The 1,120-nt window shown below is 67.5% G+C and carries 2 protein-coding genes; one reads left to right on the top strand and one right to left on the bottom strand.

What is annotated here, in order from left to right; translation table 11 throughout:
• On the bottom strand, positions 1 to 259 hold a 259-nt coding region (locus AC1D01_RS35875), incomplete at its 3' end, for a nucleoside/nucleotide kinase family protein (RefSeq protein ID WP_477874461.1).
• Between the two features lie 121 nt (positions 260 to 380).
• Here AC1D01_RS35875 and AC1D01_RS35870 point away from each other — a divergent pair.
• The gene (locus AC1D01_RS35870) at positions 381 to 965 is read left to right on the top strand and encodes a TetR/AcrR family transcriptional regulator (protein WP_477874459.1); all 585 of its coding nucleotides are present in this window, start codon (positions 381 to 383) and stop codon (positions 963 to 965) included.
• Positions 966 to 1,120: the final 155 nt, after the last annotated feature.

Below are 1,120 nucleotides of genomic sequence, written 5' to 3'. Positions count from 1 at the left end.
CCTGGCGCGAGGTGCCGTAGAGGTTGCCGTGCACCTCGGCCCATTCGAAGAAGTCGCCGGCCGCGATCTTGGCGCGGAACGCCGGCTCGCTGATGAAGAAGTACTCGCGCCCGTCCTGCTCCTGCCCGCGCGGCGCGCGCGTGGTGTGCGAGACCGACACCACCAGGTGCGAATCGAGTTCCAGCAAGGCCTTCACGAGGCTCGATTTGCCGGCGCCGCTCGGGGCGGCCACCACGAAGAGATTGCCGGGGTAATCCATCGCGCGGGATTTTGCACCAGCGCCCCGCGTGTCCTGCAGCGCTTTGCCGGTGAGAAGTCGCTTGACCGGCATGAATGTGCAATCATATGATTGAGTACTTGCTCAATTAAGTGATGCCGCCATGGCCCGACCCCGCAGCGAAGACAAGCAGAAGGCCATCCTCGACGCCGCCGTCGAGGAGTTCGCGGTGCGCGGCGTGTGGTCGACGCCCACCTCGGCGATCTCCAAGGCCGCCGGCGTCGCCGAAGGCACGCTGTTCACCTACTTCGCCAGCAAGGACGTGCTGGTCAACGCGCTGTACCGGGCGCTGAAGCTGGAGCTGGCCGACGCGATGATGGGCGACTACCCGCAGGCCGCCCCGGCGCGCGAGAAGTTCCGCCATGTGTGGACCCGCTACCTGGGCTGGGCCGCCGCGAACCCGCTGAAGTGCAAGGTGATGGGGCAGTTGCGCGTCTCCGACCGCATCACGCCCGAGACCCGCGCCGCCGGCAGTGCGCCCTTCGTCGAGCTGCTGCGCGAGGCCGAAACCTGCGTGCGGCAGAAGCTGGTGCGCGACTACCCGGTGCAGTTCATCGGGGCGATGTTCAGCGGCCTGGCCGATGCAACCTTGGCCGTGATGACCGAACCCGACGGCAGCGGGCTCGATCCCGTCGCCGCCGGTTTCGACGTGTTCTGGAATGGCATTGCATTGAAGGGAAACGAATGAAAGTCCTGATCCTCGGCGCGACCGGCATGGTCGGCCAGGGCGTGCTGCGCGAATGCCTGCTCGACGCCGGCGTCGAGCAGGTGATCACGCGCGGGCGCACGCCGCCCGCCGGCACGCCCGCGAAACTGACGAACCTCGTGCACGCCGACCTGCAC

Source organism: Rhizobacter sp. P3_B12, assembly GCF_056402895.1.
This window is presented reverse-complemented; position numbering and strand designations above follow the sequence as displayed.

Coding starts and splice junctions, on each gene's coding strand:
- AC1D01_RS35870 (WP_477874459.1), top strand. CDS start 381: ATGGCCCGACCCCGCAGCGAAGACAAGCAGAAGGCCATCCTCGACGCC.